General features: G+C 50.9%; 24 protein-coding genes and 1 tRNA gene. 15 read left to right on the top strand and 10 right to left on the bottom strand.

What is annotated here, in order from left to right; translation table 11 throughout:
• Positions 1-66 precede the first annotated feature (66 nt).
• Together NNL21_RS05815 and NNL21_RS05810 are read right to left on the bottom strand one after the other, a co-directional pair.
• Positions 67-1065, bottom strand: coding sequence for an S-layer homology domain-containing protein (locus NNL21_RS05815; RefSeq protein ID WP_256555062.1), 999 nt, complete (start codon positions 1063-1065; stop codon positions 67-69).
• 408 nt (positions 1066-1473) lie between these two features.
• On the bottom strand, positions 1474-1632 hold the full coding sequence (locus tag NNL21_RS05810) for an asparagine synthase (protein WP_204816463.1): 159 nt from the start codon (positions 1630-1632) through the stop codon (positions 1474-1476).
• A gap of 146 nt (positions 1633-1778) precedes the next feature.
• Here NNL21_RS05810 and NNL21_RS05805 point away from each other — a divergent pair, with 146 nt between their 5' ends.
• Positions 1779-2204 (top strand): stress protein, encoded by a 426-nt coding sequence (locus tag NNL21_RS05805; RefSeq protein ID WP_204816462.1) that lies wholly within the window; start codon positions 1779-1781, stop codon positions 2202-2204.
• A 179-nt stretch (positions 2205-2383) separates the two neighbouring features.
• Here the strand turns inward: NNL21_RS05805 and NNL21_RS05800 are convergent, their stop codons facing one another.
• The 3 genes from NNL21_RS05800 to NNL21_RS05790 form a co-directional block, all read right to left on the bottom strand.
• Positions 2384-2605 (bottom strand): DUF2905 domain-containing protein, encoded by a 222-nt coding sequence (locus NNL21_RS05800; protein WP_204816461.1) that lies wholly within the window; start codon positions 2603-2605, stop codon positions 2384-2386.
• Positions 2606-2682: 77 nt separating this feature from the next.
• Complete coding sequence (locus NNL21_RS05795; RefSeq protein ID WP_204816460.1) at positions 2683-2862, bottom strand: small acid-soluble spore protein H; 180 nt, start codon at positions 2860-2862, stop codon at positions 2683-2685.
• A 1155-nt stretch (positions 2863-4017) separates the two neighbouring features.
• Positions 4018-4093 (bottom strand) — tRNA-Val (locus NNL21_RS05790).
• A 162-nt stretch (positions 4094-4255) separates the two neighbouring features.
• On the opposite strand from NNL21_RS05790, the gene NNL21_RS05785 reads away from it, so the two are divergent.
• The 3 genes from NNL21_RS05785 (at position 4256) to NNL21_RS05775 (ending at position 5267) form a co-directional block, all read left to right on the top strand.
• Complete coding sequence (locus NNL21_RS05785) at positions 4256-4438, top strand: hypothetical protein (protein ID WP_204816459.1); 183 nt, start codon at positions 4256-4258, stop codon at positions 4436-4438.
• Between the two features lie 75 nt (positions 4439-4513).
• Complete coding sequence (locus NNL21_RS05780) at positions 4514-4747, top strand: hypothetical protein (protein ID WP_204816458.1); 234 nt, start codon at positions 4514-4516, stop codon at positions 4745-4747.
• A gap of 265 nt (positions 4748-5012) precedes the next feature.
• Positions 5013-5267, top strand: coding sequence for a DUF3892 domain-containing protein (locus NNL21_RS05775; RefSeq protein ID WP_204816457.1), 255 nt, complete (start codon positions 5013-5015; stop codon positions 5265-5267).
• A gap of 80 nt (positions 5268-5347) precedes the next feature.
• Here NNL21_RS05775 and NNL21_RS05770 read toward each other — a convergent pair whose 3' ends face one another.
• Positions 5348-6076, bottom strand: a complete 729-nt coding sequence (locus NNL21_RS05770) for an MBL fold metallo-hydrolase (RefSeq protein WP_256555061.1) — start codon at positions 6074-6076, stop codon at positions 5348-5350.
• A 182-nt stretch (positions 6077-6258) separates the two neighbouring features.
• On the opposite strand from NNL21_RS05770, the gene NNL21_RS05765 reads away from it, so the two are divergent.
• The 3 genes from NNL21_RS05765 to NNL21_RS05755 all read left to right on the top strand — a co-directional run bounded on the left by NNL21_RS05765 (position 6259) and on the right by NNL21_RS05755 (position 7636).
• Positions 6259-6456: a hypothetical protein gene (locus NNL21_RS05765; protein WP_204816456.1), complete on the top strand. Its 198-nt coding sequence runs from the start codon at positions 6259-6261 to the stop codon at positions 6454-6456.
• A gap of 185 nt (positions 6457-6641) precedes the next feature.
• A complete protein-coding gene (locus tag NNL21_RS05760; protein WP_204816455.1) occupies positions 6642-7205 on the top strand; it encodes a stalk domain-containing protein in 564 nt (187 codons plus the stop codon).
• Between the two features lie 119 nt (positions 7206-7324).
• Positions 7325-7636, top strand: a complete 312-nt coding sequence (locus NNL21_RS05755; RefSeq protein WP_204816454.1) for a DUF1292 domain-containing protein — start codon at positions 7325-7327, stop codon at positions 7634-7636.
• A gap of 68 nt (positions 7637-7704) precedes the next feature.
• Here NNL21_RS05755 and NNL21_RS05750 read toward each other — a convergent pair whose 3' ends face one another.
• Both NNL21_RS05750 and NNL21_RS05745 read right to left on the bottom strand, forming a co-directional pair.
• Positions 7705-8124 carry a DUF1885 family protein gene (locus NNL21_RS05750; protein ID WP_204816453.1) on the bottom strand — a complete coding sequence of 140 codons (420 nt, stop codon included), beginning with the start codon at positions 8122-8124 and terminating at the stop codon, positions 7705-7707.
• 141 nt (positions 8125-8265) lie between these two features.
• Positions 8266-9735 (bottom strand): aminotransferase class I/II-fold pyridoxal phosphate-dependent enzyme, encoded by a 1470-nt coding sequence (locus NNL21_RS05745; protein WP_204816452.1) that lies wholly within the window; start codon positions 9733-9735, stop codon positions 8266-8268.
• A 142-nt stretch (positions 9736-9877) separates the two neighbouring features.
• Here NNL21_RS05745 and NNL21_RS05740 point away from each other — a divergent pair, with 142 nt between their 5' ends.
• The 8 genes from NNL21_RS05740 (at position 9878) to NNL21_RS05705 (ending at position 19817) form a co-directional block, all read left to right on the top strand.
• Complete coding sequence (locus tag NNL21_RS05740; protein ID WP_204816451.1) at positions 9878-11134, top strand: MFS transporter; 1257 nt, start codon at positions 9878-9880, stop codon at positions 11132-11134.
• A gap of 18 nt (positions 11135-11152) precedes the next feature.
• A complete protein-coding gene (locus tag NNL21_RS05735) occupies positions 11153-12346 on the top strand; it encodes an MFS transporter (protein WP_204816450.1) in 1194 nt (397 codons plus the stop codon).
• Positions 12347-12465: 119 nt separating this feature from the next.
• Positions 12466-13167 carry a response regulator gene (locus NNL21_RS05730; protein WP_204816449.1) on the top strand — a complete coding sequence of 234 codons (702 nt, stop codon included), beginning with the start codon at positions 12466-12468 and terminating at the stop codon, positions 13165-13167.
• Between the two features lie 6 nt (positions 13168-13173).
• Positions 13174-14517, top strand: coding sequence for a sensor histidine kinase (locus NNL21_RS05725; RefSeq protein ID WP_204816448.1), 1344 nt, complete (start codon positions 13174-13176; stop codon positions 14515-14517).
• Positions 14518-14641: 124 nt separating this feature from the next.
• Positions 14642-15325 (top strand): ABC transporter ATP-binding protein, encoded by a 684-nt coding sequence (locus NNL21_RS05720; protein ID WP_204816447.1) that lies wholly within the window; start codon positions 14642-14644, stop codon positions 15323-15325.
• Positions 15322-18105, top strand: coding sequence for an ABC transporter permease (locus NNL21_RS05715; protein ID WP_204816446.1), 2784 nt, complete (start codon positions 15322-15324; stop codon positions 18103-18105). The genes NNL21_RS05720 and NNL21_RS05715 overlap by 4 nt, the downstream gene beginning before the upstream one ends.
• A 114-nt stretch (positions 18106-18219) precedes the next feature.
• Positions 18220-18855, top strand: coding sequence for a D-sedoheptulose-7-phosphate isomerase (locus NNL21_RS05710; protein WP_204816445.1), 636 nt, complete (start codon positions 18220-18222; stop codon positions 18853-18855).
• On the top strand, positions 18852-19817 hold the full coding sequence (locus NNL21_RS05705) for an ROK family protein (RefSeq protein ID WP_204816444.1): 966 nt from the start codon (positions 18852-18854) through the stop codon (positions 19815-19817). Before NNL21_RS05710 ends, NNL21_RS05705 begins: the two co-directional genes overlap by 4 nt.
• A 171-nt stretch (positions 19818-19988) precedes the next feature.
• On the opposite strand, the gene NNL21_RS05700 is transcribed toward NNL21_RS05705, so the two are convergent.
• Positions 19989-21008: an ABC transporter permease gene (locus NNL21_RS05700; RefSeq protein ID WP_204816443.1), complete on the bottom strand. Its 1020-nt coding sequence runs from the start codon at positions 21006-21008 to the stop codon at positions 19989-19991.
• Complete coding sequence (locus tag NNL21_RS05695) at positions 21005-21766, bottom strand: ABC transporter ATP-binding protein (RefSeq protein ID WP_204816442.1); 762 nt, start codon at positions 21764-21766, stop codon at positions 21005-21007. Before NNL21_RS05695 ends, NNL21_RS05700 begins: the two co-directional genes overlap by 4 nt.
• Between the last annotated feature and the right edge of the window lie 65 nt (positions 21767-21831).

Genomic DNA, 21831 nt, shown 5'->3' with positions numbered 1-21831 from the left:
GAGTGCCTGGACAAACGAGAACCCTTAGAGAAAGCCGATACGGCGCTCTAAGGGTTCTCGTTTGTCTTATTGTGCTTTCATGCCAGGATCGATCACTGCCGGCGCTGATGAAGAATTATCCACCGCATCCGAACCGTCTGTCGAGGCCCCGGTCTGGCTGAGGACCGGCTTGTAGCTTGAGGCGACATAAGTCGTCGCTTTGACTTCGGTGATGACTTGCGGGTACATGCGATCTTCTTCCGGATGAACGGCTTCAATCTGGATGATGGCCTGATCGCCGTCAAATGTGATGGAAGCAATCCGCATGCCGTAGCCAGGATGCGGCGCCATAGCGGATACGGTTACTTCTTGAATTTGATCATTCACGGCTTTTGTAGTGAGCTTCATATCAGTGTACGGGAATGGCTCTGGCTCAATGCCAGGATCCGGCTTCAAAGCCTGATCTTTCACAAACAAGATGGCATCATGGAGCCATGCTGCAGCTTCACCGCGCTTAATGGTTTCCTTCGGATAGAACTTATTGTTCTTATCGAGCTCAGCAATCTTTGTAATGAGCAGTTTTTGAATGCTTTCCATATAAGCAGGCGTTACATCAGCCTCATCCTTAAGCTCCATATAAATTTGGATGAACGCATAATCGCCCTTCTTCAAGATCCCTTGGAATAAATGATGGGCAAACTGCTCTCGTGTCATAAATGCTGAAGGATCGACATCCTTATCGATATCCAGATTGTTATGGTAGGCGATGATGAAGGCATCGGAATACCATGCGCCGTCCTTAGCCTTTGTGAAGTAATCGCTAGCTTCCGGCTTCTTGATGAATCTCAGATTGTCGATATTCAGACCTAGACCTTTAACGATCATTGATACGCCTGCGGCATAGGTCAGCTTATCCTGCGGCTTGAACGATCCGTCCTTATCACCGGTTACAATGCCCTGCTTCTGCAGCTCGTTAATCTTCGCTTCATTCGGATCATTCTTCGTATCCGAGAACGCCCAAACGTTCTGTCCGACGGCAAGTACAAGCAGCATAATCACGGCGGAGAGAAACAGTCTTTTTCTCATGGATATCACCTCTTAGAATTGTTTGTCATACGTATGTACCCTTCAGACGCAGACACTGTCCATATTGTTGCATATAATTGAAAAATTGAGATGGGATGGAATCATGAAGACCCGTTACCTTACACATGAGGACGAGAATCATCCCGTTTCATAGTTGATGGAACTAGAAAAGGGACTGCATGCAGCAGTCCCTTAACTCATTATAGCGGCGTGGTCCATACAATTTCATCAATATGCACACATGCATCAGATAGCGGCTGGCTGTCAGCTGTATTATCCCTCAGATTGCGAGGTAGGTAGCAATCGGGTATGGATAAATCGGATCGGATGAGTCATTGCTCGGAAAAGCTTCCAAATCTTAGGGAAGGGGAGGCTCATACCCATACCCCCTCAAATGCCTCGCCAAACCTACCGATGTTCGATCAAATCTATTGTGCCGAGCACAATGTGGGCAAGACCAAAGCCCAGAACACCAGTACCAACAAGTTTGTACTTGCTTTTAAGCAGTGTTGCACCGGAAGCAGATACCACGGTTCCAAGAACAGCAGGAATCAATCCTTCGCGCACATTCAACACTCCCTTGGATTTGTTTGGAGAGACATCTTATTTTGCTTCAATAATCGAATCATATTCATCGTTCTCTATTACTATCTATCTCCAAATGGTGACATCTATAGTAGAATAGCAGGATATGTAAAAGGGGAGAGATGTGCTTGAAGCGTTTATCGATTATTTTGTTTTATATTCTCATAGTTGTTGGTTTAACTGGTTGTGCAGGGGATTCATCGACGAAAGCTATATCTACCGATGATGTAATCAAAGCCTTTAAAGATGCGGGGCTTGCTGCCGATGAACCGCGCAAAATGACAAAAGATGACTTCGGTATAGCACCAATGAAGCCAAAGGAAGCTGTTCGATTCATCATTCCATCCTTAGGTGACGACTCCGGCGGTCGTATTTTAATCTACGACAAAGAGAAAGACTTGAAGGAAATGAAGAATTACTATGATGAGCTAGGAAAAAGTTCAGCCATATTGTTTTCTTGGACCATCGCTCATGGTAATGTTCTTGTGCAGCTAAACGGGGATCTTCCGGAAGAAGATTATAATAAATATAAGGCTGCTCTTGAAGCTCTTTGATTCACTGTGCCCTTCATTTTCACGAAAAGTCTGGAATTTCTTATGTAAAGCAGCCTTTCACGCAGTCGGTGCCCTTGCGGCCCGGCTTTTTCTTTGTTTGTGCTGTGCGCAGAGGTCATTCGGTCCAGCCGGAAGCATTCCTAGCGCTTGATGATCGGACATGGATGAATTTCCGGAATTTATTTCATAAATAAGCGTACGACATACATAATCAACGAAAGAACGACGCTTATTACGATACAAGTCACAATTGGGAAGTAAACCTTGAAATTACCTTTCTCAACGGCCACATCGCCTGGCAGCCGGCCTAGATTCATAAACCGACCGAGGAACATCCAGATCAGAGCAACGATAATTAATACGACTCCGGCCCCCAAAAGAAGCTTTGGAACGTTATTCATGTTCATACCTTCCTTTCGTTTTGATGGATATATTCATATAAAAAAAGTCGTCCCTTTATAAGACGACTTTTGCATATCTAGTGCTCACTTAAGTTGTGTAAAGGCACCGTCAGCTCTTTCTCCGGCTCATCAAGCGGGTAGATTCTTGCCATTTCCGTTTTTTCGTCAACATGTTGAATATAGATATTTGTTCCTTGATAGGTCACGTTAATCATGGTAGGTGAATCGACGATCTCTTGTGCTCTTTGCGTGTTCATGTTAAACAACCTCCACATTTGTAATGACACCGTTGTATTATTACACAAATATCAATAGTTATTCTTATTTAACGGCAGCTGCTTTGCGAAGGTCGATAGCTATTGCAACCGGCAGTGTACAGTCACATTCGATTGCTTCTGGACTGCGTTAAATACGCCTTTGCTTCTTTTCTTATTGGACACTACGAGGCATCAAACCATACATATTCAGGGCACGGCACCTAGTAGGGGAGAGCCCGAAAAAAAAAGGCACATCTCTGTGCCTAATTCACCAGTTTGTTATTGTCTGATAACCAAAATATCACGAGGAGGGTTACCGGTACTTTGGATCTGTCGAATCTGGGCATCTGTAAGGTTACGTCCTACTAAAATTAAGGAAGAAGTTAGATTATTGAAATTCCCTAAATTTGATACGTTTTGGGCTCCACGAAAAACGCGAACGGACCCCTGGAAGTTAATTCGTGAAAATAAAACTAGTGTCACAGAATCTGTGGTTGAAACATTTCTTAGACGGAAACTGGAAAGGACGTTATCAAAACGAAATGCTCCCAAATCTCGAATTGCTACCCCGCCACGTCTAAGAACAATACGCCGATTTGTAAAATTATTGCCGGAGAAAAGTTGGAGCCTTACATCTGTGTTTGCCAATTCAATCACCCTTTCTTTGGAATTAATGCATTCTATGATTGTTTCCGAGGAAAGGTGTGGACAAGTATGCGAGGTGAACCCCCATTTCTTGTATAAAACCGGATTATATGATTATATGATGGAATTCAATTAGATTAGAAAAGGAACCTTTACGCAGGAGATTGATAGGCTCCTCTACATTGTTTGATTTATAGCAGATTTAATTTGCTCCGTGAAGGTGCGAAAGGAATGCAGCTAAAAGGAATTTCTCGGTGATGCTCCGTTCATGTGGCACGAGCTGGGAGAGAGAAATATAAGCCAACTGGTCTTTAGGATTTGGCTGGGAGGAACCGAAATTAATATCTTTAATAAGAATGAAGGCAGAAGGGCGTAACATCCCGCTCTGCCTTTTTCTATTTGATCGGAGACAGATTCGTATCACGTGGGAAAATCGTTGGAATCAGAGGGTTTGAAAAATTTAAAAAACAAAAAAACCCTTGATTATCAAGGGTTTCAGCTTTAGAAGTATGGTGATCTGTAGTGGGCTCGAACCACTGACCCCCACCCTGTCAAGATGGTGCTCTCCCAGCTGAGCTAACAGATCATGTCGCAGTGACAAGTAATAATATAACAAGTTCAAATCAGAAAGTCAACACATTTATCAAGAAAAATTATATCTTATAAGAATCCGCTCTCATAACGAGACTATTCGACAGGCTGCAATCATATCTTTATGGTAGATGCAGTTGGAAGAGAGGCGGAGATTATGATGAACGAAGCGGCTTATTTGGCTGTATGGATCGTTGGTTTATTCGGTATCGTCGGGATCGTCTCGTGGTGCACCACCCGTCTTGTGGTTAAGGATTCATTCGCATACGACGAGCTGTTCGTGTGGGGACGCAAGCTGCCTCCAGAAGCAGGACCCGACAGCAAGACAAGAAGACACTAAACAAGCGTTTAGCCTATCCATTATTGGAGCATACTATTCCCATTGCATGAACATAAAGGCTGGGGATGGTCGATCTTGAGAAAAGTAATCGTTCTGATAGGTTGTTTGCTGCTGTGCTCAGGCTGTACGGACTTCCTGGGGAGATCAACGAAGACAGTTCAATCGAATACAGTCATGATGGAGGTTTATCCGGAGAGCGAATCGGTTCTTGGCAGCGTATATGAGGGACCGGAATCGGAGAAACCACTGAATCCGAAACTCCCGGATACGGTAGCGGATCCATACGCTGCACCTTTGACCGACTCCTGAAATAGTCGTCCGGGATCTCGCATACGGAAACCCGGACGCTGGTTCTATTCATCCTCCCATTTACGGGAATAGGCTTTTTTGGTGACCCACAGAAACAATGCGGTTAAGACGATGACCATTATAATCGAAATTACGTAAACCGACGTCACGGCTGCGTTCAACTCCTTTCGGGCACGTGGTGCGTTTCTATCATACCTGATCATGTCGAATAATAGAAGGGCATAGCGGGCATTCTATTCCTTGTGACTACAAAGGAGGCTAAGCTATGAACACATTCGAGCAAGCCGGATCAGACAATCGGGAATCGATTGTTGCCGTTCAGAAGAATGGTGACGGTGACTTAACAGCTTTCCAAACATCTACAGGCCGTGTTTTACAGTACGAAGAGGCATTGCAGGAAGTGGAAGCGGGTCAATTAGCAGGCGTCAATGCTTTTAAAGGAAGAGATGGGGGCACGTATATTCGCGGCGATGCGGATGGCGATCCCTCAAACAATCTGGATCAGCTGCCGATCTTCTAGATTAGCTGACGGAGCGCATTCTAAACAACAAAGAAGGAACAGCCGAAGCTGTTCCTTCTTTGTTGTTGCTTTACATTCATTTAATTGAATTTATACTCTTTATGCTGTTCTACAAATCGCATGGATCCCGTTCGCCCTTCATACTGAGGCATAGTATCGTCGTAATGCATGAGCCAAATCCGCTCTTGAATACCCTCCGGTAGGGACCGAAGCTCATCAAGCGTCGTATGTACAGCACCTGGAGGCCGCAGCTGACAGTCATGAAAGATGGTTGTGCAGCCTCGCTTGCAGAGCGTCTTCAATAAGTCATCGTCAAATTTCATGTCGGCTGAATAGAAGAACGTTCCATTGATGAGGTAAGAAAAGTTCGGTTTGTTGGCAATATGCTTCGTAGGGATCGGTTCAACCGTTAGGCCGGGCAGAATCTCTGTCCCTATTCCTGCATAGACCGGCCTCACTTCAAAATAATCCTCAAGCAAGAGCAGATCCTCCTGCATCAGCCCGCCTTGCAGCGATGATTCCCACAAGGGCTTAACCAGAGGCTCTGGCACGAACAATAAAGGTTTCCGTCCGTATACAAATTTCATCTGGAAGGCGTATTCTTCCATTCCCCCGATATGGTCGGCATGAATATGGCTAATAAGCAGCGCATCGATTTCATCAAAGGTTTTGCCAAGCTTATGCAGCGATAATGGCGCTGTAATTCCGCAATCCAGCATTGCGGTTTTCCCGTTTGAGAAGAGCAGCGCATTCGTATTGTAGTAGTTTTTTGCAAACGCGCTTCCTGTCCCAAGCATCTGTATTTTCAATCGGGTGTTCCCCCTTGAGCATATCCGTTATTAACCAATTTATCATTTCCTTATGAAAAATTAAAGGGGCTGACCATCGAAATATGTCAGTTTCCACGGGACAAATGCGGATACACGAACGCCTGCTCCATCATAGAATATCCAAGCACCGAATGATGCGATGAGCAGGAGTGAGAGCGGCCATGAGCAAAGCCAAAGTAGTCAAAAAGAAGCAGTCGCCGTCCGACCGTAAACAAGCTGTTATGCGACTCGTTCTATCCGATACCTGTGCGGTATGCAAAACGCCATGTGCGAGGGGAATGCGTTATTTGGAAGGAATGAGAAGGCCGGGAGCGGTAGGCAAAGGGGTACCCTGTATATTGACACGCACATTCGTGTAAACGGTCTATGATGCTATAGCTTGCAGCCCGGGAAATGAGAGATAATATACCATTTCCCGGGAAAGCGCGGCGATCAACAGAATCCGACAAAATTCAACAGAAAAAAGTTTGAGTTTTGACGCAACTTTGGACAAATGAGGGAGTATAACCTTACATCCAGACAAACGGATGGAGGGTTTGCGAGCATGAAATTCAGAAGGCTTCTCATCTTGCTGCTGGTCATGTCATTATGGGGCGGTACGATGATGTTCGCCGATTCGGCGGCGCAGAAAGTAAGAGTTATCGTTAATGGAGAAGAGCTTGATGATGCGGGTCTAATATCTGACGGGAAGACGTACTTAGCGGTGAGGCAATTAGCCAGCACGCTGCAGTCACTTGTTATTTGGGACGAGGCTTCGAAGAAGGTCACGGTCTATAAACCGAATGTTCATATGTTCTTGTTCCAAGACAATAATATCTTTGGTAATGTCAACAAAGGTAACCACTACACATTCAAGGTGTTTGCGCAGATTGACAATTTAAAGACCGAGGTTGCTGCTGTTAAGGTATCGATCTATGACCCGTCAGGCACCGAGAAAGTTATTCAATCGCAGAATGTATCGGTGAACAAGGACAACTTCTGGTACCGTACAGACGACATTAAATATAATTTTGACGCGTCTGGTAAGTATGCCGTTCGGTTCTTCCTGAAAGTGAATGCGAATGACGAATGGAAGCTTGTTTCGGAGAAAATTATTACCGCGCAATAGTGCGGTTTCTGCTTCCCCAGCTGTGTTTCATAGCGGGGGGTGTTTTGTTTGACCGGGCAATTGTTCTCATGTTACGATACGAAGGAAAGTCCATAGATGAATTGAAATGAGGGTATCCCATGAGTGAACATCAACACGGAGAAAACTGCGGTTGTGGTCATGATCACGATCATGAGCATGAAGAGCATGTATTTCTAGTTACGGACGAAGAAGGCAAAGAGCGCGAGATGGTAATGGTTTACACATTCGAATCGGAAGAAAAAGCCTATGCAGTCCTGCTGGATCGCAACGATCCGGAAGCAGACGGTGTTATATTCCGAATTGAAGAAGAGAACGAGGAAGCTTTCCTTGTCGGTATCGAGGACGATGCAGAATGGGAACGCGTTACTCGTATCTATGAAGAAATCGCCCAAAGTGAGAATGAAGCTTAGCACAATAAGCATCTGATAACAAACAAGCTCCGGAACCTTCCATGGTACTGGAGCTTGTTTGTTTATCGTTATTTGCGCGGATTGTAATAGATGGTTCGTCCGTTAAACATCTTCAATTCGGCCTGCAGCTGCTTGGCCATATATTTGCACAGCTCGTTGCCCTTTGCCTTGTCGCCATGGGTAGCCGAATCAGGAAGAACGACTTGGACAAAGGCTTTCTCGCGGTCATCGTCCTGCTTCGTTCCGACGCCAAACAGGATGTAGTTGTATAGCGGGCTTGTTCCCTTCAAATAGAACCAACGATCTTCCTCACCAGGCTTCGTTTCGAACGTATACGGAAAAGCCGCTTCGGTATAATCCCACCCCAGCTGTTGGCCTGTCAGCGATGTTTGTTCGCGATAACGGTCCAATTGTGCCTTCACCCCAGAGAGGTCAAGACGATCGACGAGAGAGCCGTCCGTAAAAGTGATGTAAGCGCTTTGACCCAACGTAGTCCACCCCCTTCAACATCATAGCATCCCGGGCTGGGATTGACAATATCCGCCAATCAGACCATATGGACGGGGGGCCCTGTCTATACGCACGAAGACCGGAGATTGCTCTCCGGTCTTCGTGTTGGATAGATGCGGTTACGAAATCGCGGTCTCTTCCACGATTACTTTAACGAATTGGATGCTGCGGTCCTCAGGTCCCTTAACAGGCAGTCCGATTTCCACATGGTCGATGATATAATTGATGTTCTGCTGAGAGATAACCTCGCCTGGGAGTAGAATCGGGATGCCAGGTGGGTAAACATATATAAACTCAGCGATAATGCGTCCCGCGGATTCTTTGAATGGAACAATTTCAGTCTCGGCATAGAATGCGTCGCGGGGTGTGAGCGAGAGCTGGGGGATTTCCGGGATTTTGACGACCAGCTCCATCGCTTCGTTCACAATGTGGTGTGTATCCGCCAGCTCGCGTAGTCCGATCAGCAGCTTATCAATCGAATCACGGGTATCTCCTGGTGTAACGAGACACAGGATGTTGTACATGTCACTCAGTTCAACTTCAATGTTGTGGTGGTCGCGCAGCCAATTCTCCGTTTCGTAGCCGGTAATGCCCAGATGGCGAACATGGATGGTCAGCTTGGTCGGATCGTAATCGTAAGTCGCTTCATCGCCCAAAATTTCTTCCCCTATACAGTAGAGGCCTGGGATATTATTAATCTCATCGCGCGCAAGCTGAGCGAGTGATATTGTTTGCTCCGCAATATCATGGCCGTTCAGCGCCAGGTTCCGCCGAGAGGTATCCAGGGAAGCGAGCAGAATATACGATGTCGATGTTGTCGTGAGCATGCTTATAATCGTCTGAATGCGATGCGGGTTCACGCGTCCTTTGCGAACGTTGAGCACGGAGCTCTGCGTCATGGATCCGCCCAGCTTGTGTACGCTAGTTGCGGCCATATCCGCACCCGCCTGCATGGCGGACATTGGCAGCTTCTCGTGAAATTGAATGAGAACGCCATGCGCTTCGTCGACAAGGACAGGGATATCGTAGCTGTGAACCAGATCAACGATTTCTTTCAAATTCGCGCAGATGCCGAAATAAGTCGGGTTAATGACAAGAACGGCCTTCGCGTCGGGATGCCGTTCCAGCGCCCGCTTGACCGAGCGGGTTGTAATGCCGTGATCGATGCCAAGATTCGAATCGCGTGCCGGTGAGATGAAGACAGGGCGGGCGCCGGCGAATATGATCGCAGACATAATCGACTTGTGCACATTGCGGGGCACGATAATTTTCTCGCCGGGTGCGCACACCGACAAAATCATGGTCATGATGGCACCGCTTGTTCCTTGTACCGAAAAAAAGGTATAATCGGCTCCGAAAGCATCGGCTGCCAATTTTTGAGCTTCTTCGATTACGCCGGTTGGCTGGTGCAAATCATCCAATGGGGCAATATTGATCAAGTCGATCGACAATGCATTATCGCCGATAAACGATCTGAATTCGGGGTCACTGCCTAGACCCTTCTTATGTCCAGGAATATGGAATTGAACGGGATTGTGAGCCGCGTGCTCGCGCAGAGCACTGAACAATGGGGTACGAGAATGATCCATCGTTGTTTCATCCCCACCTTTCGTCAAGTTTCGTTAACAAACAAGGTTGAGTATAGCAAAAACAGGGGGGATTGCAAGCGGCATTTTTGTAGAAACTATAGAAGAGTGGGAGTCTTGTTATTGAAGGGAAAGGAGCACACCTATGAAAATCGCTAACGGCTGGGCCGGCAAAAAAGTGCTGACATCGCCTTTTGTTGTCCAATTGCTAATCATTATGTTTCTTGTTGAATTTGTAAAAGGAGCTCTTCTCATATCTATCCTTCCCGTCTATATGGGAACGGTACTGGGCTTGTCCGCCTACGCGGTTGGCTGGGCGTTAGCTTTGCAATATATTGGTGACAATGCTTTCCGCAGTCCGCTCGGATGGATCATTGACCGGATCGGATACCGGTATGTGATGCTATTCGGCGTTTTATTTACATTCGCTGCCGTTGCAATCGTATCATTCACCTCGGCTTTTGGCTGGGTCATTCTCGCATGTGTTCTCCTAGGAGTTGGAACATCCCCGCTCTGGCCTTGTGTCATTACGGGGGCGACGGCTGTCGCAGGCAATGAAGCGAGCGGCACCATTATGAGCGTTGTCTATATGGCTTGGCTAGTTGGTGTCGGTTCTGGACCGATCATCATTAATTTCTTTATCGTTGATAATACTTATTTTCCGGCGTTCCGATTGCTGATCGGTATGATGATTCTTGTCGTGCTCGTTGCACTCTTTCTGCCAGGGCGCCGCAAATCGATGGAAATTGAAGGACGTAAGGAGATACATGCAGCCGAGGCGGATGCCAAACCGCCATTTCAGGTTCGAATCAGGGCTTATTTTGCTAAAGTCCGCCGTTCCATGCACGCTAGCCGGCTCCTGTATCCGGCGATGTTTACGCAAAATTTTGCGCTGGGCTTATTGACGCCCGTCCTGACCTTATACGCCCGGACTGTCTTGCATCTGACGCCGCAGCAGTACAGCATGTACTTGGTTGCCGGGGGCGCGATTACGGTTCTGGGTCTCATACCGGTTGGCAAGTGGGTCGACCGTTTCGGAACCAAGTGGTTCTTACATGTCGGCTTTCTCTTATCTGCCGTTGCGCTGCCGGTGCTGGGCTATACCCGATCGCTGCCCTATGTCCTGATTATTGTTGCAGTCATCGGTCTGGGCTATGCACTTATCATTCCAGCGTGGAACGCGCTGATCGCCGAAGCCATTCCAAAATCGGAACGCGGCGCGGTATGGGGCTTCTTCCTGACTATTGAAGGCTTAGGCATGGTGTTTGGGAGCATTATGTCCGGAAAGCTCTATGACCTGTTCGGTCCGCATGCCCCGTTTCTTGTGAGCGGGTCGGTTCTGCTGCTGTTGTTTGTTCTTCATTTGTTCATAACAAGACGTCCGGCAGTTGTGGTACGATGATAGGTGGAGGGAACCAATATGAGAGACAAACGGCTTGGCATCGTAATGATGATGCTTATTACAACATTTATCGGCTTCGGGATTATTATCCCTGTTTTACCTGAGCTTATTAAAGAAGCCAGCCCGGGCTCGGTCGAGTTTCACACCGGGATGATGCTATCGATTTATTCGGCTATATCCTTCGTGCTATCGCCGATATGGGGCGGTTTGTCCGACCGGATCGGACGCCGGCCGGTAATTCTGATTGGCGTGCTTGGCTTTGCTGCAAGCTTCCTCGTATTCGGAATCGCGGATGGAAATTTGACGCTTATGTACATATCCCGTGTTCTGGGAGGCTTGTTCTCGGGAGCGGTGACCTCGGTAATCGTTGCCTATGTTGCGGACATTACACCGCCGGATCAGCGTACGAAGGGGATGGGACTGGTTGGAATGTCCATCGGACTCGGGTTTACGATCGGTCCTGGATTTGGCGGGCTGCTTAGCCTCGTTTCACATAACACGCCGTTCTATGCCGCGGCAGCTCTAGCATTGATAACGTTCGCGCTGGCTGCAACCAAGCTGACCGAATCGTTAACCCCGGAGCAGCGAACCGCTTCTCATGAACGGAAACCTTCCCGCTGGAAAGCATTCACGGGATCGCTCAAATATTTGTATGTTCTTGCATTATTCGTCTCCCTATCACTGGCTGGACTCGAGGCGACGCTTCAGCTCTTCGGCATGAAGCGGTTCGATGTCACACCGCTCCAGGTTGGAATCATGTTTCTCGTCTGCGGCTTGGTCGGTGCGCTCGTTCAGGGCGGCGTGGTACGCCGTATGATCCGCAAAGGAGACGAGCCTAAATTTATTGCAGCGGGGCTTATTATATCGGCGGTGGGCTTCCTGCTCTTGGTCACCTCGCATTCGCTGTGGACCGCAACGGTATATCTGGCGATCTTCGGCATTGGCAACGCGCTGATCCGTCCGTGCGTGACCTCGCTCATTACGCAGAAGACGACCGTCGGACAAGGTGTAGCCTCCGGGTTGAGCTCCTCCATGGATAGTCTGGGGCGGATAATCGGTCCGCTAATGGGGGCATTCCTGTTTACCGTCAATGTGGAGCTGCCGTATTTGATCGGCGGATTCCTCTCCCTTGCGGCGCTTCTGCTGCTGCTGCGGTTCCGCATGCTGGATAGCCAAGGTACCCATGAACGTACAAATTCAAGCTCGATTTAATGAACAGGTCATTTTCAGGGCAAGCATGAATGAGAACAGATAGGCTCGAAAGCCGATTTCGGCCGTCCCTAGCGGGCGGAGGGAGTCGGTTTTTTTTCTTGAGGAGGCGAAAACCGGCTTTGAATATTGTATGGGTAGAGGATGAAGAGAATTTGCTTGCAGAGTGCGTCGCATTCTTTAAGCAGGAGGGCTACCGCGTTTATGGCGCATCGACATATGAAGAGGCAGTGCAGCGAATCGAGACGGTCAAGCCTGATTTATTGATTGTTGATTGGATGCTGCCGGGCGGTGGGAGCGGACTTGATCTGTGCAAGCTTAACGAGCGGCAATGGAACCTGCCTGTTATTATGGTGACGGCCAAAGGCGACGAGTTCGACAAGGTGCTCGCGCTAGAATTAGGAGCGGATGATTACGTGTCCAAGCCATTCGGGTTACGTGAGCTGGGCGCGCGTATTAAAGCCGTCATGAGGCGTTCGCGCCGATCGACGAATATGCAGGTAACCAGCGATGCGGATGCAACTATTTGCCGGGGGGAATTAACGATTGATCCCAGCAAATATACTGTATTCAAGAGCTGCCTTAAGGTGGAGCTGACCCGAACTGAATTTACGCTGCTTCTGAAGCTGGCCTCGCATCCGGGGAGAGTCTACACGCGGATGCAGCTCATGGACGAAGCGCTTGGAGATGCTTATGTCGGCTTCGAACGGACGATGGACTCCCACATTCGTAATATAAGGCGCAAGCTTGAGCAGAATCCCGCGGATCCCCGTTATGTGCTGACCGTGTATGGAGTGGGTTATTCATTCAACGAAGAGGTGTGACCAAGGATGCCGAATCTGAGCCGGACTGCGGCGGCAAAGCTCATGGGAGCAGCTGCAGCAATAACCGCTGCTGTCATCATTTTATTGATTGGCTGGTCTCTGCAAGTTAGCGGCGGACGTGATGCGGAGGAGCGGTTGTCGCTCTATTGGAGCCGGTATGCAGCCCTCTACTACGAGAATCATGGGGGATGGAAAGGCTTTGCCCAAGAGCTGGAGGCAGATGCCCCCCGATATCCGGATCGCTGGCCGTTTCGAATTGCGTTTAGGGACGAGCAAGGAAACAAGCTGGGGTCATTCGTATCGCATGATGGATTCAAGGCCGTTGAAGGCAGTACTGATCGATCGAAGCCGATCATCGTACAGGGGCGGATTGTCGGATACAGCGATAGTGAATCCTTGAGCAGTCAGAGCCCTGGCTTGCTGGTCTGGCTCCTTGCGATTGCGCTGGCGGCTGCGGTATTCACGCTGTGGATGTTATGGTTCTCAGGGTTTCAACGGGAGTTTCACCGGAAGATGTCACGACTGTATGCACTGGCGCAGCAGCTGGCAGAGGAGCATGCAGGGAGGGGGAACCCTGCGTCTCATGCATTATCGGTGGATCCGGCAGACCCGTTATCTGCGGTGGAGCATGCTCTAGGCCGGGCCCAGCTTCGCATAAACAAACTGGAAACGGTCAGACGGACCATGGTTGCCGATATCGCTCACGAGCTGCGGACTCCGCTGTCGGTCATGCGTACGCAGCTCGACAACGCCTTATATGCGGGTGAACCGCTGCCTCTTGCCAAGACTTCGGCCCTGCACGACGAGACCATACGAATGTCGAAGCTCGTTCGTGATCTGCAGGAGCTGGCTCTGGCAGAGACGGGCCATCTGCCTCTTGAGAAGCAATGGTTCTCGTTCACGGAGCTCGTGTCATCCGTCGTGGAGATGCTGTCCGCGGAGGCGGAGGATAGGGGTATATGTATCCGAATCGAGTCGGACAGCGAGATCAGGATGTTCGCGGATCAGATTCGGATCAGACAGGCGGTTGTCAATTTGGCGGGTAATGCCATACGGCATGCGCGGCAAGAGATAAGAGTCCGGATCCAGCTCGATTCGAGCCGGGTCGTCTTCGAAGTGACGGATGATGGCTGGGGCATCGAGGAAGAGGAATTGCCGCAATTATTTGATCGCTTCTACCGGGGCAAACCGATATCATCTTCTGGGGAGAATGGACGGAGTTCAGGGCTTGGACTTGGATTGGCCATAGCGAAGCAGTATGCGGAGGCCCATGGCGGGCAGATTACCGTCAGCAGCAAGTGGGGAGAAGGGGCTTGCTTCGGGCTTATCCTGCCGGTCATTGCGGAGTGAGAGCCCGGAGAAGACTATGTAATTCCAATCTCCATCAGTTCTGCACAATTGCTCGATGATCGCTGCACATCGGCTTGATACGTTATAGGCGTGCCCCAATCATAATCGAGGTGAGACGCTAAGAATGATACGTATCCAAGGATTAACGAAGACGTTCGGAGCAGGTGAAGCGGCTACGCGCGCACTTAAGCAGGTCAGCTTCGAGATAAAGAAAGGCGAGACCGTTTCGGTTACAGGACCGTCTGGCTGCGGAAAGACGACCTTGCTGCATCTAATGGCAGGAATCGAGCAGATGGACGAAGGTGAAGTATGGATTGGCGACATGCCTATTCACCGTTTAAAGGAACGGGAGCTCTCGCGCTTCCGCCTTCAGAAGATGGGGTTCGTCTTTCAATCCTACCACCTCGTTCCCGTGCTGTGCGCTTGGGAGAATGCGGCGCTTCCGCTCATGGCTCAAGGCGTGAGGAGGAAGGAGGCCAAAGAACGCGCACTTGAGGCGCTCAAGCGGGTTGGCTTGGCTGATCGGGCCAACCGCTACCCCTCCGAGCTCTCCGGCGGACAAAACCAGCGGGTGGCGATTGCCCGGGCGATCATTGGCGAGCCGTTGATCCTATGGGCGGACGAGCCGACAGGAGCGCTCGATACTGACACCGCCGAGCAGGTTATCGGCCTGCTTGACATGCTCAATCATCATTATGGAACGACTATCGTCATTGTCACGCATGATCCGCAAATCGCTTCACGGACACATCGGACGATTCGGATGCAGAACGGGCGAATCGTTCATGACGGAGGCGTCAGGTCATGATCGGCACTCGTCTGGTTTGGAAGATGGCATGGGAGAATATGCGGAGGCAATGGAAGCAGACCTTGTTAACGACTGCTGCCGGTGCAATCGGCGCGCTGCTGATTGCCGTATCGTTCGTTAATTATCAGTCGGTGAAGCACAGCGGCGACGCATGGATCGACGCACGCTTTGGTCCGATCGACTGGGAGCTAAGACCCAAGAACGAACAGACAAGTGAATTCACAGCCGAGGAAGCCGAGTCGATTATAGCAGAATATAAGCAGGGTGGGGCCGCAATTCGATTCTTGCCGGTTATTCAAGGAGATTCGACGCTAATTGCCGGGAGCCAAGCCGGATCCGAGCAGCAGCGAAGTAAAACCGGGATGCTGGTCATCGGATTGTCTGGCCAGCGGGCAAAATCTTTTGATTCCACCCAACCCGAGGTCTGGGGCCGCGACCTTCGCTTCGATGAAGCGGTAATCGACGAAGATACCGCGCTGGACATGGATATCCGTCAGGGAGACGCCATTCAATTAATGGATCATGAAGGCAAACGGCAGCTGTTCCAAGTCCGGCTCGCGGCCAAACAGACGGGCTTAACGGGATTTCGCGGCGGTAATGCGGCAGCGGCGGGGACGGTTATTGTCAGTGAGGAGGCCGCGCGAAAGCTTGTCGGCATGAAGCAGCCCGGCTATCATACGCTGCTGGCCGGCCGTACCGATCCCGGGCTGCCTGTAGCGGGATTCACGTATTACGGGAAGTCGGATTCGGCTATCTTTCAACTGCGGCTGTTGAAATATGAAGCTGAGAACAAAGCCGATAATCTGAATATTTCATTCATCGTCTCGATGATCAGCGGCGTGGCTGTGGCATCCAGCGCATTATTAATGCGACAGGTGCTCATTATGATCGCCGAGGGGAGACGGGGGATGTACGGCGTGCTCCGCGCCATTGGGATATCGCGCCGCCAGATCGGCGGTATATTCGCTGCGGAAGCGCTGCTGCTCTCCATATTCAGCGCTGCGGCAGGGACGCTGCTTGGCACGGCGGGCGGGTATGCGCTCGTGAAGCTGTTCTATGGCGTTTATTCTGAAGAACTGTCTCGGATAAGCGGGGCAAATATACCGGTTACTCCCTATGTGAGTATAGCGGGAACAGTCCAACTGTTTGCAGTCATCGCTATATTCCTTGGAATGATTGCTGTCGTTGTGGCTTGGAAAGCTGGCCGTATTCGAATTGTGGATGCGCTTCGCGATGGAACTGCGGGAGCAGCTTCTTATCCGGGACGAAAGAGCAAGCGGCGGTTCGTTCTCCTCATCGGCTGCGCGATTGTTGTGGCCGCGCATCTGTATCAGTCGCTCATTGCTCCGCCCGAGCTTAGCGGCAGCCGCATCGGAGCTGTTCTATTCTTGTGGCTTTGCGGATGTATAGGCGCAGTCATTCTGATACTGCACGCAGTTTCAGGGGGAGCTGGGATGATTGGCGCCATTGCGAGAAGGCTGGGTTTTCCGGATGTTTCTGTGCTTCTTGCAGTCAAATATCCGAATGCCCATCGGAGCCGGACGTTAACGATCTCGCTATTATTTGCATTCGTTATGATGACGATTACGTTTATGTCGAGCATATCGACCATGGTATTGACGGTTAACGATGTGGACCGCAATAATCAAACGATGCTGGGTTTCGGCGGCTATGCGGGATATACGACTCCTGAACAGAAGGCATCCATCCTATCTGTCATCGAGCGTGACAAGCAGATCGCAGACAGCATTACGTCTGTTACGACTGTGGAGCCATATATGCTATTAATGGAGGAGAGGGGAAGTGCGCAGGCAGTCATCCCGGTTACGGAGGCGCTTGTCCGCGGCGGTGGATTGAAACTGATCGAGAGGGACGCGCGGTTCGAAAGCGATGAAGATGTGTGGAAAGCCGTCATGAACGATCCGGCATACATCGTTCTCCCGATAACGGATCGCGACGTATCCCTTGTCGGCACAGGCACAGATGCGCAGACTCGAATCAAGACCGGCGACCGGATTACGCTCCCGGTCTATGAGAACAAACTTAGAAGCAGCAAGGATGAATGGAAGCCATTGACGGAACAATCGTTTGTGGTTGCCGGGTTTGCTGACGAGAATTCGGATAATAAAGCCAGAATTCAAGTTTATGACGCTACTTATGTGAATGAAGAGGTTCATCGGCAGCTTCGAAAGTATGGTCATAAATGGCCAAACCAAGATGAACTCGGTTTCGTTCTGGTGCAGTTCGATTATCGTCATGTGGAAACGGCTCAGCGGTTAAAGGACCGATTCGTCGTGAACGGGATCATGACGTTCCAAGCTCCTTATTCGGATAATGCGGCAGAACAGCTCGTCAATCGCCAATTGTTCCGCGGATTTATTGGATTTACGGCACTTTCCGCTCTGATCGGGCTCCTTGGACTTGCTGTTGTTCAGTTTAGAGCTGTACGGGAGAGAAGCAGAGCCATTGCGATGATGAGCTGCATGGGTCTGTCCGGTGCGCAGATCACACGGATGTTTGTGCTGGAAGGCTCCATTGTGGCGGCTTCAGGCTTATTAACGGGCTGGGCGGTCGGCACGACCGGATCCAACCTGTTCATCCATACCTTGTCTCAGGATGTGAAGCCGTATGAAGAGGCGATCCCTTTTCACTACCCGTATGACATGATCGTTCCCATGCTGCTCGGATTGCTGCTGGCCGCGTTATTGATCAATATCGGTCCGGCAAGATCGGCGCTGAAGCTTACCCCGGCGGATGCCCTTCGATCGTCTGAGGAATGATCGCGACTCCCAGTGTCAATTGACTCGTATTTTGCAAGAAAACGGTGACATTTGTCCAATATTCGGATAATCTTGTTCTGATGTCTAATTCATCCAATTAGGAGTGATGGGGTTATGGAACCCGTCTTAGAACAAATGATTCGCAAGTATCCGGAGATGGATATCTGTCTGCCCGATATTCGACAAGCCGTTGAGCTGCTGCATCATACTTATGCCAATGGCGGCAAGGTACTCGTCTGCGGGAATGGCGGCAGTGCTTCAGACAGTGAGCATATTGTAGGTGAATTGATGAAGGGCTTCATGCTTCAACGCCCTGTGAACGATTCGGTCCGAGCCCGCCTGAATGAGGCATTCCCCGGTCAAGGGGATTACCTGGCAGATCATCTTCAAGGCGCTCTGCCAGCCATCTCACTTGTCAGTCAGTCGGCACTTGCTATGGCATTCATAAATGACGTGGAGCCGGATATGGTGTTCGCACAGCAGGTGTTCGGCTATGCCAAAGAGGGTGATGCCGTTATCGGCCTCAGCACATCGGGAAACTCCAAGAATGTCCTCCATGCCCTGCAGGTGGCCAAAGCCATGGGCGCGCGCACGATTGGGCTGACAGGCCGCAGCGGCGGTCAAATGAAGGATGTTTGCGATACCGTAATCCGTGTTCCTTATGACAGCACGCCCGACATTCAAGAGAGGCATCTGCCGGTCTATCATGCCATTTGCATGATGCTGGAGGAGGCGTTCTTCCCGTCATGAGCATGCTGGCAGGCGTGGATATCGGAGGAACGAAGTGCGCCGTGTGCCTTGGACGCGCGGCGGATGACGGCGTAGAATTGTTAGGGAAACGAATGTTTCCGACCCCGGCTGTCCCGGAGGAAGCGATCGAATCGATCATCCGGAATTTGGATGAGCTGCTTGCTGAATATGGCGATGAACTTCCGGATGCAATAGGAATTAGCTGCGGCGGTCCGCTGGACAGCAAGACCGGTTATATTCTTTCGCCGCCCAATTTGCCAGGCTGGGATCGAATTGATGTCATGTCGCCGCTGCGCAATCGCTATGGCGTGCCAGTCGGCTTGCAGAATGACGCTAATGCCTGTGCGCTTGCCGAATGGAAGTGGGGAGCGGGTAAAGGTTCGACGAACATGATTTTTCTTACCTTCGGAACAGGCATGGGTGCGGGTCTGGTGTTGAATGGCAGATTATACAGCGGGACCAATGACATGGCTGGCGAGGTAGGACATGTCCGAATGGAGCCGACAGGTCCGGTGGGCTACGGCAAGGCCGGCTCGTTTGAAGGCTTCTGCAGCGGTGGCGGAATTGCGCGTTTGGCAAGGGATATGGCGGAGGACAGGTTGAAGGCAGGAGGCAAGCCGCTGTTCTGCAGCAATGCCGAGGAGCTAGGCGGCATCACGACGAAATCCGTGGCGGAGGCTGCCGCAGCGGGCGATGAGCTGGCGCTTGAGGTGTTCGAGATCGTGGGCCGCAAGCTTGGACGCGGTCTGGCCATTCTCGTTGATATTCTCAACCCGGAGATCATCGTGATTGGAAGTATTTACGGGCGGCAGCTTGCGCTGCTGGAAGAGATCACGATGAGCGAGCTGCGGCAAGAGGCGCTGCCGCTTGCAGTCGGCGTTTGCCGGGTCGTGCCTGCTGCGCTTCAGGAGAATGTGGGGGATCTGGCCGCACTCTCCGTCGCGCTGAACACGTTGTCCTGAGATGCGAGCCCAGCGCGGGCGCAGGCTGTTTCAACTGCATGGGAATGGCTCTGAGCTCCCAATGGGGTGTGCAGGAACAGCCGCATGATCCACCATTCATAATCGACACAGGGGCTGTTCCATGAGTAATTTATGGAACAGCCCCTGCTGCATGTTTGTCGGTCTTGGTTACTATATCGCCCGATGTTTGCGCAGCGCTGCCACATTCAATAAGGCGAATACGGTCGAGAAACCGAGCAGAACGTACACATCAGTCTGAATGCTGCCCCAGCCCGCGCCCCTCAGCATGATGCTTCGCATCGCATCAGCTCCATAATAAAGCGGCATCGCATAGCTGAGCTTCTGCAGCCAAGGCGTCATGGCTTCTAGGGAGAACAGCCCAGAGAAGAATACCTGCGGGACGACCACGAGCGGTATGAACTGAATGATTTGAAACTCGCTGCCGGCATAGGAGGAGAGCAGCGTGCCGAGCGTCAGTGCCGTTAGCGACAGCAGCAGGTTTATAAGCAGGACAAGCCATATGGAGCCATCCATATAGAGGCCCAGTATGTCGATTGCGAACCAGGCGATGAGCGCCGCTTGCAGCAGGGTGAACAGTCCGAAGCCGGATAAATAACCGGCCACGACTTCATAGCGGCGGATCGGCGTCGCCAGCAGACGCTCCAGCGTGCCGCTGGTTCGCTCTCGCAGAAACGAGACTCCGGCAAGCATAAAGACGAAGAAGAACGAGAAGAAGCCGACCAGAACGGGACCGAAAGAATCGAAAGATGTCATTTCCTCGCTGCCGTGGAGGTAAGAAACGGCAGCCTGGACATTCGGCGATGCTTCCTGGAGAGTCCGTTGAAGCAGCATTAAGACGGTCTTATTCATTGCCGGATCGCTGCCCTCCAGCTGTATGGCAGGTTTGCCGGCGTCCAGCGTCAATACCGCATCGAGGCTGCCATTTGCAATCGCAGAGGCGGCATCGGCCGCTTCTCTGAAGGTTATAATTGCCGCTCCGGCCTGCTCCAGCCGATCGACAAGCTGCGGCGGCATGTTCAGCGTACCAATCTGCGGCTCCACCGCCTGACCGTTAAAGACGAGCTTCATCAGCGTCAGAATGAGCAGAGGTGCCAAGAACAGCAGGGCCAGCGTACGCTTGTCGCGCACGAACTGACGGATAATCCGGATGGCCAGTGCCCGTATTCTCATGCCCGCACCCCTCCCCCGAGAACGATGAATGCATCTTCGATCGAAGTACTCCCGGTCTTCGCTTTGAGCGCTTCCGGCGTATCGATTGCGGTCAGGCGTCCATCACGGATTAAGCCGAGCCGGTCGCATTTATCCGCTTCGTCCATCACATGCGTCGTCAAAATAATCGTCGTACCTCTGCTGCGCATGGCGAGAAGCTCTTTCCAAATCGATTGCCGCAGTACCGGATCGATGCCGACGGTCGGCTCGTCAAGCACGAGCAGGGCGGGCTCATGCAGCAGTGCGATCGCAAGCGACAGCCTTCGCCTCATGCCGCCCGAATAAGCCGATACCGGCTTGTCGAGGTGATCGAGCAAGTCGACAACGGCCATCGATTCTTCAATCCGTTTCTTCCGCCGGGCTCCGCTAAGCCCATATAAAGAGGCAAAGAAGAGCAGGTTTTGCTTGGCTGTTAACTCACTGTAAAGCGCGTCGGATTGGGCCATGTAGCCGAAGCGCTGCAGCATGCGCAGCTGCGGCATGGGCGTGCCCAGCATACGGACGGTACCGCGATCAGCCCGGTCGATGCCGGTAATGACTTTTATGAGTGTCGTCTTACCCGAGCCGGATGGCCCAAGCAAGCCGAACAGCTCGCCTTGTTCCACCCGCAGCGAAACGCTCTCAAGTATAGATCGCTTTCCGAAGATACGTGTAATCTCATTTAGCTCGACAACGGGCAGCTGCGGGGAAGCCGGTTCAACGTGAGGGGGAAGAGTCATCGTTAATCACGCTCCTCTTCATGAGTGATCGCTCCCTTCTAGAATAGCAGTATTCGGGATGTTGT

This window comes from Paenibacillus mendelii, assembly GCF_024498075.1.
Classification (GTDB): domain Bacteria; phylum Bacillota; class Bacilli; order Paenibacillales; family Paenibacillaceae; genus Paenibacillus_Z; species Paenibacillus_Z mendelii.
This window is presented reverse-complemented; position numbering and strand designations above follow the sequence as displayed.

What these genes read in the sequence shown, in the direction of transcription:
- NNL21_RS05815 (WP_256555062.1), bottom strand. Translation starts at nt 1,065, where the DNA reads ATGAGAAAAAGACTGTTTCTCTCCGCCGTGATTATGCTGCTTGTACTT.
- NNL21_RS05800 (WP_204816461.1), bottom strand. Translation starts at nt 2,605, where the DNA reads ATGAATAACGTTCCAAAGCTTCTTTTGGGGGCCGGAGTCGTATTAATT.
- NNL21_RS05795 (WP_204816460.1), bottom strand. Translation starts at nt 2,862, where the DNA reads ATGAACACGCAAAGAGCACAAGAGATCGTCGATTCACCTACCATGATT.
- NNL21_RS05785 (WP_204816459.1), top strand. Translation starts at nt 4,256, where the DNA reads ATGATGAACGAAGCGGCTTATTTGGCTGTATGGATCGTTGGTTTATTC.
- NNL21_RS05775 (WP_204816457.1), top strand. Translation starts at nt 5,013, where the DNA reads ATGAACACATTCGAGCAAGCCGGATCAGACAATCGGGAATCGATTGTT.
- NNL21_RS05765 (WP_204816456.1), top strand. Translation starts at nt 6,259, where the DNA reads ATGAGCAAAGCCAAAGTAGTCAAAAAGAAGCAGTCGCCGTCCGACCGT.
- NNL21_RS05760 (WP_204816455.1), top strand. Translation starts at nt 6,642, where the DNA reads ATGAAATTCAGAAGGCTTCTCATCTTGCTGCTGGTCATGTCATTATGG.
- NNL21_RS05755 (WP_204816454.1), top strand. Translation starts at nt 7,325, where the DNA reads ATGAGTGAACATCAACACGGAGAAAACTGCGGTTGTGGTCATGATCAC.
- NNL21_RS05745 (WP_204816452.1), bottom strand. Translation starts at nt 9,735, where the DNA reads ATGGATCATTCTCGTACCCCATTGTTCAGTGCTCTGCGCGAGCACGCG.
- NNL21_RS05740 (WP_204816451.1), top strand. Translation starts at nt 9,878, where the DNA reads ATGAAAATCGCTAACGGCTGGGCCGGCAAAAAAGTGCTGACATCGCCT.
- NNL21_RS05735 (WP_204816450.1), top strand. Translation starts at nt 11,153, where the DNA reads ATGAGAGACAAACGGCTTGGCATCGTAATGATGATGCTTATTACAACA.
- NNL21_RS05725 (WP_204816448.1), top strand. Translation starts at nt 13,174, where the DNA reads ATGCCGAATCTGAGCCGGACTGCGGCGGCAAAGCTCATGGGAGCAGCT.
- NNL21_RS05720 (WP_204816447.1), top strand. Translation starts at nt 14,642, where the DNA reads ATGATACGTATCCAAGGATTAACGAAGACGTTCGGAGCAGGTGAAGCG.
- NNL21_RS05715 (WP_204816446.1), top strand. Translation starts at nt 15,322, where the DNA reads ATGATCGGCACTCGTCTGGTTTGGAAGATGGCATGGGAGAATATGCGG.
- NNL21_RS05710 (WP_204816445.1), top strand. Translation starts at nt 18,220, where the DNA reads ATGGAACCCGTCTTAGAACAAATGATTCGCAAGTATCCGGAGATGGAT.
- NNL21_RS05705 (WP_204816444.1), top strand. Translation starts at nt 18,852, where the DNA reads ATGAGCATGCTGGCAGGCGTGGATATCGGAGGAACGAAGTGCGCCGTG.
- NNL21_RS05700 (WP_204816443.1), bottom strand. Translation starts at nt 21,008, where the DNA reads ATGAGAATACGGGCACTGGCCATCCGGATTATCCGTCAGTTCGTGCGC.
- NNL21_RS05695 (WP_204816442.1), bottom strand. Translation starts at nt 21,766, where the DNA reads ATGACTCTTCCCCCTCACGTTGAACCGGCTTCCCCGCAGCTGCCCGTT.